The organism is Nostoc sp. NMS7 (assembly GCF_017115085.1).
Taxonomy (GTDB): domain Bacteria; phylum Cyanobacteriota; class Cyanobacteriia; order Cyanobacteriales; family Nostocaceae; genus Nostoc.
Genome location: NZ_JABXKJ010000051.1, coordinates 22,149 through 29,662, shown reverse-complemented (window position 1 = coordinate 29,662; position 7,514 = coordinate 22,149). Strand labels below are relative to the sequence as shown.

General features: G+C 40.7%; 5 protein-coding genes, 3 pseudogenes and 2 riboswitches. Of the genes and pseudogenes, 7 read left to right on the top strand and 1 reads right to left on the bottom strand.

The window, feature by feature from the left end:
- Nucleotides 1-528: 528 nt before the first annotated feature.
- Nucleotides 529-730, top strand: a riboswitch (cyclic di-AMP (ydaO/yuaA leader).
- Nucleotides 731-827: 97 nt separating this feature from the next.
- From ntrB to HWQ38_RS04040, 7 genes and pseudogenes are all read left to right on the top strand, one after another.
- The gene (gene ntrB, locus HWQ38_RS04070; RefSeq protein ID WP_292790208.1) at nucleotides 828-1,670 is read left to right on the top strand and encodes a nitrate ABC transporter permease; all 843 of its coding nucleotides are present in this window, start codon (nucleotides 828-830) and stop codon (nucleotides 1,668-1,670) included.
- Nucleotides 1,671-1,768: 98 nt separating this feature from the next.
- Nucleotides 1,769-1,930: pseudogene (locus HWQ38_RS04065) on the top strand (twin-arginine translocation signal domain-containing protein); the annotation flags it as partial.
- A 138-nt stretch (nucleotides 1,931-2,068) separates the two neighbouring features.
- Nucleotides 2,069-3,292: pseudogene (locus tag HWQ38_RS04060) on the top strand (ISAzo13 family transposase).
- Between the two features lie 210 nt (nucleotides 3,293-3,502).
- Nucleotides 3,503-4,801: pseudogene (locus tag HWQ38_RS04055) on the top strand (ABC transporter substrate-binding protein); the annotation flags it as partial.
- A gap of 131 nt (nucleotides 4,802-4,932) precedes the next feature.
- On the top strand, nucleotides 4,933-5,769 hold the full coding sequence (locus HWQ38_RS04050) for a nitrate ABC transporter ATP-binding protein (RefSeq protein ID WP_292790213.1): 837 nt from the start codon (nucleotides 4,933-4,935) through the stop codon (nucleotides 5,767-5,769).
- A gap of 17 nt (nucleotides 5,770-5,786) precedes the next feature.
- Nucleotides 5,787-6,025: riboswitch (cyclic di-AMP (ydaO/yuaA leader) on the top strand.
- Between the two features lie 194 nt (nucleotides 6,026-6,219).
- On the top strand, nucleotides 6,220-6,840 hold the full coding sequence (locus HWQ38_RS04045) for a universal stress protein (RefSeq protein WP_292790212.1): 621 nt from the start codon (nucleotides 6,220-6,222) through the stop codon (nucleotides 6,838-6,840).
- A 122-nt stretch (nucleotides 6,841-6,962) separates the two neighbouring features.
- Nucleotides 6,963-7,175, top strand: coding sequence for a hypothetical protein (locus tag HWQ38_RS04040; RefSeq protein WP_292790207.1), 213 nt, complete (start codon nucleotides 6,963-6,965; stop codon nucleotides 7,173-7,175).
- 102 nt (nucleotides 7,176-7,277) lie between these two features.
- Here HWQ38_RS04040 and HWQ38_RS04035 read toward each other — a convergent pair whose 3' ends face one another.
- Nucleotides 7,278-7,490 carry a high light inducible protein gene (locus HWQ38_RS04035; protein WP_292790206.1) on the bottom strand — a complete coding sequence of 71 codons (213 nt, stop codon included), beginning with the start codon at nucleotides 7,488-7,490 and terminating at the stop codon, nucleotides 7,278-7,280.
- Nucleotides 7,491-7,514 lie beyond the last annotated feature (24 nt).

Genomic DNA, 7,514 nt, shown 5'->3' with positions numbered 1-7,514 from the left:
CAATCCGGTGTGACCCTTTGTATCCTCTTATTTTTCTTCCTATCCCCTATTTATTGAGCGGATACTTTTATATGTTATTTTACTTAATTAACTATCCGTGTATAAAATTTTTGCAAAGTATAATATAATTTTTGTTAACTCATCCCCCGGCTTCAAGCCGGGGGAAAATCGAAGTCATTAGTTATTAGTCATTAGTCATTAGTACCAATGACTAATGACTAATGACTAAATCGGCGGGCGGCTATCCCTCCCACCCCTTGAAGGGATGGGATTCCCGCCGATTTTCGTTAACAAATCTTAATCAAGGAGGTAACAAACTTGATGATTGATTCAACTATTGTTATTTAGCTATCTGTGCAATGAGTTCACTCACAATACAACTAAAATTATAAAAAATTATACATTTTGTTAATTACCGAAAAGCAAGGAGACAGACTTGATTTTGGTATTTAAATAAACAACATTTATCAGAATGCAGTTGGCTTTTACTGAGCATTGATGTTATATTGTTGATAACTAATATCCATTAGAGTAAGTCAGCCTAATCCATCAGATCACAGTACGTGAGATTGGAGCGGAGGAACCAAATTGTGGGGCGTATCTCAGAGAAAGTGAGAAGTTGAGAGTTAGAAGTTATTAATCTTTAACTCATAACTCATAACTTTCTTCAGAAGGGTATCTCTCAGCCCTAGCCCGTCAGCTAACTTCGTAGGCATTGAGAGGAGACTGAAGAGACGACATTTTTATAATGTTTGGATCTCATCGGTGTCCAAGGCTGGTACTGCTCAAATTTTTTGTACCTGCACTTAAATCTGTTGAGGTCGTAAATGATATTTCAACTAAATTTGGCTGCGATCGCTGGGCAAGCCACTTGGAAAAAGGCAAAACCTCTCATCCTTAGAGATGTCTTCATTCTGCCTGTATTGGGCTTCTTGGGAATAATTGTGCTGTGGTGGATTATTGCACTTGCTAACCATGAATTGATGCCCACCCCACCAGAAGCGCTAATCGCTAATCTAGACTACATCTTAAATCCATTCTACCAAAGAGGCCCAGGCAACTTAGGAATTGGTTGGTTGTTGATAGCAAGTCTGCGCCGGGTATTACTAGGCTTTTTGTTAGGTGCAGTAGTAGCGATTCCTCTGGGGTTTTTAATTGGAATGTCCAGACCGGCAATGTTAGCGCTCAATCCGATCATTCAAATTTTTAAACCAGTATCGCCCCTAGCTTGGCTGCCCATCGCCTTAGCAATTTTCAATTTAGCAGATCCTTCAGCCATTTTTGTGATCTTTATTACTTCATTATGGCCGACAATTATTAATACCGCTTTAGGAGTTTCTAGCGTTCCCCAAGATTATTTAGATGTAGCACGAGTGCTGGAAATGCCTCGTTGGAGACGAATTACAAAAATCATCTGGCCTGCAAGTTTGCCGTATATTTTTACAGGTTTACGAATTAGTTTAGGGATAGCTTGGCTAGTAATAGTAGCGGTAGAAATGCTCACAGGTGGTATTGGTATCGGCTTTTTTGTCTGGGATGAATGGAGTCGCTTAAACCTGAGTTCAGTCTTTTTAGCTGTGTTGATAATTGGCTTAACTGGGTTAATTCTCGATTACGGTGTCGGCAAAATCCAAGAATTAGTAACTCGCCGCCCTACAGCTTCTAACTAACAAAATTCGCCTGCTGTCAAAGCATTAAAACGCAGCGAGACTCTGCGTCTGTGCGTGAGGCTACTCATAACTAATTAATCACCAATGGAGCTACAAGAATGGGTGATAATAACTGGACTCGACGAGACTTTATCAAAGGAATAGGAGCAACCACAACAGGAATAGCGCTGTCTTCCTGTGCGATTTCAGGAGATAGATCAGCTAAAGGATTGACTGAAGAAGCCTTAGCTGTACAACCAGTAGTTAGGGACTTCCAAAAAATAAAACATCCCATTAAAGATAATGATAATCATTGTATAAGGGGAGAAAGCGGCAGCCGCAGGCTGCCGCTTTCTCCCCTCCCTTTTGTGGTAAATTCAGTAATGATGATTGGATTTTTGGGTGCAGCAGAGGTGTCTATAGTATTAACTTCTTCACTGAAACAACTATTGAAACAAACAGCATCTCAATTAAAAGGTGCTGCAAAACGTAAATTTATAGCGTCAACAGTGCAGGGTTTGGGGCTAGGAGGGCAAAGATTAGCAGAATCAGAATTAGGATGGAATCGAGGTAGTATTCGTAAAGGGATGAAAGAATTAACTAGCGGCATCACTTGCGTTGATAATATGAGCGCAAAAGGGCGCTATAAAGCAGAATTACACTTACCAAATCTTTTAAAAGATATAAAAAATTTAGTAGATTCTCAAAGCCAGACAGACCCTAGCTTTAAAAGTCAAAGACTATATACTCGCCTTGGAGCTAACGAAGTCAGAAAGCAATTAATAGAAAAGTATGGTTATGGTGAGAAAGATTTACCTACGGGAGAAACGATTCGTCTGAAACTCAATAAATTGGGCTATAACTTGAGACGAGTAGCTAAAGTTCAACCTCAAAAAAAATTCCTGAAACCGATGCAATCTTTGAGCAACTAGATTTAGTCAACCAAAATGCAGACAAAGACTTAGGTATTTTACGTCTCTCGCTGGATGGCAAAGCTCGTGTCAAAATCGGTTCATTTGACCGAGGAGGTAAAAGCCGGGCTGCGGTCAAAGCTGATGACCATGATTATAATCCGAAAACAACTGTAACTCCTTATGGTATATTTCTTCCAGAGTTTGATGAACTATTTTTATATTTTACTGAGTCGAAAGTTACGAGTGACTTTATAGTTGATATTTTAGAGGATTTTTGGTTAAGAGAAAGATTTCGTTTTTCTGATATAAAAACACTAGTTCTCAATCAAGATAATGGCCCGGAGAATAGTTCTCGGCGTACTCAGTTCATGAAACGTATAGTAGAGTTCGCCCACAAACACTCATTGAACATACGTTTAGCTTATTATCCTCCCTACCATAGCAAATATAATCCGATAGAGAGAACATGGGCAGTATTAGAAAATCATCTTCATTGGTAGCATATTAGATGAAGTAGAAACAGCTTTAAACTATGCCACTAGTATGAAATGGAAAGGCAAGCATCCGGTGGTTAAGCTAGTACACCAAACATATCAAACTGGGGTAAAGGTAACAAAAAAAGCTATGTCTGAAATTGAGAAACAAATCCAGCGATTAACCAATTCCAACAATAAAGATTTTCCGAATTTAGGTAATTGGTTTATTGATATCTGTTGTGGAAGCACCTAAATTATTAAGTGAGAAAATAGATATAGAGAATATTCAATAAAATCATATCATACCACTCATAGACGCGCTCGTGCAGATTTCTCATGCACGCTATAGAGGGGGGAGAAAGGGTTGCCGTCGGCAACCCTTTCTCCCCCTCTATAATGATTATCATTATTTAATGAATATTGTTTCTTGATTTTTTTGGGATAATTTATTCTTTGGAAGTCCCTTAGATCCCAAGACCTAGAAAAATCCGATCTCACTATTGGTTACGTTCCCGTTAATGATTGTGCGCCATTTGCGATCGCCTGGAAAAAAGGCTTCTTCCGCAAATATGGTTTGAACGTCACACTCAACCGCGAAGCTAGTTGGGCTACCTCCCGCGACGGTTTAATTTTTGGTCGCCTGGATGCTTCGCCCGTAGTATCTGGTGCCGTCACCAACGCCAGAATTGGTGCTGAAGGCGCACGCCACGCCCCCTTGTGTGCAGCCATGACCATTCACCGCCACGGTAACGCCATGACCATGAACAAAGCTATGTGGGATTTTGGGCTACGCCCGTGGTATGAGTATCAAGAAAAATATGGTGATGGTGCGCTAGAAGCCTTTGGGCGCGATTTCCGAGGCTACTTTGACCAGCAGCCGCCAGAACGCAAAGTTTGGGCAGTTGTTCTAAGTTCCGCCATTTACGAATACTTTGTCCGCTACCTATCCGCCGCCGCCGATGTTGATCCGCTTAAAGAGTTTCGTGTGATCATCGTTCCGCCCCCGCAAATGGTGACAAATGTGCGGATTGGTGCAATGCAAGCTTACATGGTTGCAGAACCCTGGAACACACGCGCAATAACAGGTAATGAAAACATCGGCTTTACCTTCGCACAAGGTAAAGAAATCTGGTTGGGACACCCAGATCGACTGTTGGGGGTGATGGAATCTTTCATCGACAAATATCCTAAAACCTATCGTTCCCTCGTGAAGGCGATGATTGAAGCTTGCCAGTATTGCAGCAAAGTAGAAAATCGCCAAGAAGTAGCCGAACTGATCACAGACCGTTCCTTTACAGGTGCTAGACCTAAAAAGAAAAATGCTCCAATTGCGAAGTTTACAAGTCCAGGAATTCTCGGCAACTACAACTATGGTGGCTTTGACGGCAAAGACCGCACCATCAAAGCCGCAGACACGACGATTTTCTTCGATATTCCTGACAATCTTCCCAAACAGCCAGCAGAACACTCCACATTTTTATGGAGATCGAGAAGTATCTGGTTGATGACACAAGCAGCCCGGTGGGGACAAATTAAGGAATTCCCCAAAAAAGCCGAGAAACTAGCAGAACTTGGTTGGAGAACAGATTTATATCGGGAGATAGCATCCGAAATGGGCATCGAGTGTCCCAAGGATGATTACAAGGTCGAACCACCAGAAGTATTTATAGATAAGAAAGGCTTCGATCCTAGCGATCCTGTGGGTTATCTAAATAGTTTTGCTATCAGGGCTAACGCTCCCACTAACTTTTTCATGTCTTAAATCCCAAGTTTAAAGAAGAATACAGAATTCAGATCACACAGAATTTAATTCTGAATTCTGCCGACTGATGCCTTTATTCTCTTTTGTTAAATATTGACTGATGACTAAATTATTTTCGGAGCATTTTGATGATGGAATACACCTCATTACCGATGAATACCCAGAGCGAAGTTCTGCCCCGCCCTGGATTTTTAGAAATTGAAAATTTAGTCAAGTCTTATCCGACACCTGATAAAGATAATTTTGTCGTTTTAGAGGGGGTTAATCTAACGATTGGTGAAGATGAATATATTTCTGTAATTGGTCACTCAGGTTGTGGTAAATCAACTCTAGTAAAGATAGTAGCTGGTTTAGAAAAAGCAACTTCCGGCTCAGTCAGGCTAGATGGACAAGAAATTCGTCAGCCAGGAGCCGAACGGATGATGGTATTTCAGAACTATTCGCTGTTACCTTGGTTAACCGTGCGACAAAATATCCGTTTAGCCGTGGATGAAGTGTTAAAAAATGCTAATAGGGCTGAGAAAATTAGCATTGTAAATCAACACTTGGCAATGGTAAACTTGACAGCGGCGGCTGACAAATATCCTGATGAAATCTCTGGAGGTATGAAACAACGAGTAGGTATTGCCAGAGCCTTAGCAATCCGTCCCAAAATGTTGCTGATGGATGAACCTTTTGGGGCACTAGATGCGCTAACTCGTGGCAAATTGCAATGGCAGGTATTAGATATTTGGGAAAATAATCGTCAAGCAGTGATGATGATTACCCACGATGTAGATGAAGCAATTTATATGTCTGATCGCATCGTCTTGATGACCAATAGCCCAGCTGCTAGTATAGGAGAGATATTAAAAGTTCCTTTTGAACATCCACGCGATCGCGCCGCCATACGAAACTCAAAAAAATATTTTGAACTCCGCAACCACGCCCTAAATTTCCTTGATCGATATTTTGCCGAAGACGAGTAAGTTAGATTATCATTTTTTTTAGTGGGTAGCCTAATTCAAATTCATGAAAGCTGGATTTGGAACGGAGGAACCATATTGTGGGGCGTATCTCATAGAAAGTGAGGAGTTAAGAGTCAGGAGTTAGGAATTATTAATTAACTCAGCACGGGCTAAACCTTAGCTATCTGCTAACAGCACTCAGCACTCAGCACTATTAAGAGAAAGACACCTTCCAGTCTTAGCCCGTCAGCTAACTCCGTAGGCAATGGAAGGAACCCCCAAGACTTGGGCTGTAATACAGTTATTATTGGGGTTTCCTTGATTGATTTAAGATTTGAGATTTTGGTTATCGTCACTCAATCTAAAATCGTTCGACTGAGCGTAGCCGAAGTCTAAAATCTAAAATTGTCCCCCTGCTTCTCATTGCTAATTCATTTCATTAGGAGAAGTAAAGCTGTGCAAATTAAGCCAATGTTAGCACGTCTGCAAAGTGCCACAGGACGAGATGACTTAATTGAACAAATGGTACTGCTGCCAGAACCAAAAAAACCTTTTTCTAAAAAACCTCAAACAGAAAAAGCCGTTAACTTAATAGTTGCATATAACGCATCTCCTAACAGTCATACGGCACTAGATATTGCCTTTTGGATTGCCCATCAAACGCGTTTAGCCACTAATGCCCAAGTCACAGTTCAAGCCGTTTATGTGGTAGAAGACAATCAAAGCAGTCAGTATCCAAATATCTTAAGCTTTCCAGAAAAACAGCCTTCATTGGAGTGTCAAATCAGTGAAGTATCAAAGTCTGTCACACTGGTATTAACTCAACCCAAATTGCAGACAGTGGCAACTCCCCTGCAACAAGCGGATATAATTCTCTGGCAAGCCCGAAGTCTAGCTGAAGAATGGCAGGGTTCTTTCAAATCTCATTTGCGGTTTGGCTGCATTGCCACAGAACTTAAGAAAGTTGTTGAATCAGAAACTGCCGATATTTTGTTTCTAGGATGCACATCTGTCAATCATCCGATGATTGAAGCACTAGGTTCTAATTTCCCCTGCGCCGTTTTGGGCATTCCCACTTCTATTGATGAATAATCGCTGTTCAGAATTTCAGTAATTTTTATCAAATTGTAATCAAAAAAAGTCACCTACAACTAGGTGGCTTTTTTCGCTACTAAATAAATACAGTATAGTACAATTACCAAGGAGAAAATTAAGTGAAAACCTACCGCTTTTTACTAGTATTAATCCTAATTTTAGGAACTTATGCTTCTTCTACAATGTCAGTAAACGGTCAATCTTCTGCAAATAGACAAGTTGAGAACCAAGATAATGATATTACCCCAGAAATACAGCAGAGAGCATTAAAACAGCTATTTAAACGTACTGGTATTCCAGTAGAACACCTGCAAATAGAACACATCTTTTGAATTTTTAATTAATAGTATGTATGTTTAAAACTGATCAACGTTACTTGCTACAAAGGAGGAACCCCCGCAACGCAGTGGCTCCTCCTAACTCCTTAGCTATCGCTAATATTTAATGATGTGTAGCACGTCACGAACAACGCTATAACCAGCTAAATCCCAAAGTAAATAGGCGAGAAAGCCAATAGCTGCCAAGCGACCATTCCAAATTTCGGTTTGGGGAGTCCAGCCAAACAAAAATGCATTCCGATCTACACCGTTGTATTCCGTTGCAACAGGTGGTAAATCAGTAGAAGGGCGAGTTTCTTGATTTGCCATTTTTTTCCTCCAAAATCTAATAGG

Bases quoted from the DNA above. Each gene is read 5' to 3' on its own strand.
- ntrB (WP_292790208.1), top strand. From the start codon at position 828: ATGATATTTCAACTAAATTTGGCTGCGATCGCTGGGCAAGCCACTTGG.
- HWQ38_RS04035 (WP_292790206.1), bottom strand. From the start codon at position 7,490: ATGGCAAATCAAGAAACTCGCCCTTCTACTGATTTACCACCTGTTGCA.
- HWQ38_RS04045 (WP_292790212.1), top strand. From the start codon at position 6,220: ATGTTAGCACGTCTGCAAAGTGCCACAGGACGAGATGACTTAATTGAA.
- HWQ38_RS04050 (WP_292790213.1), top strand. From the start codon at position 4,933: ATGGAATACACCTCATTACCGATGAATACCCAGAGCGAAGTTCTGCCC.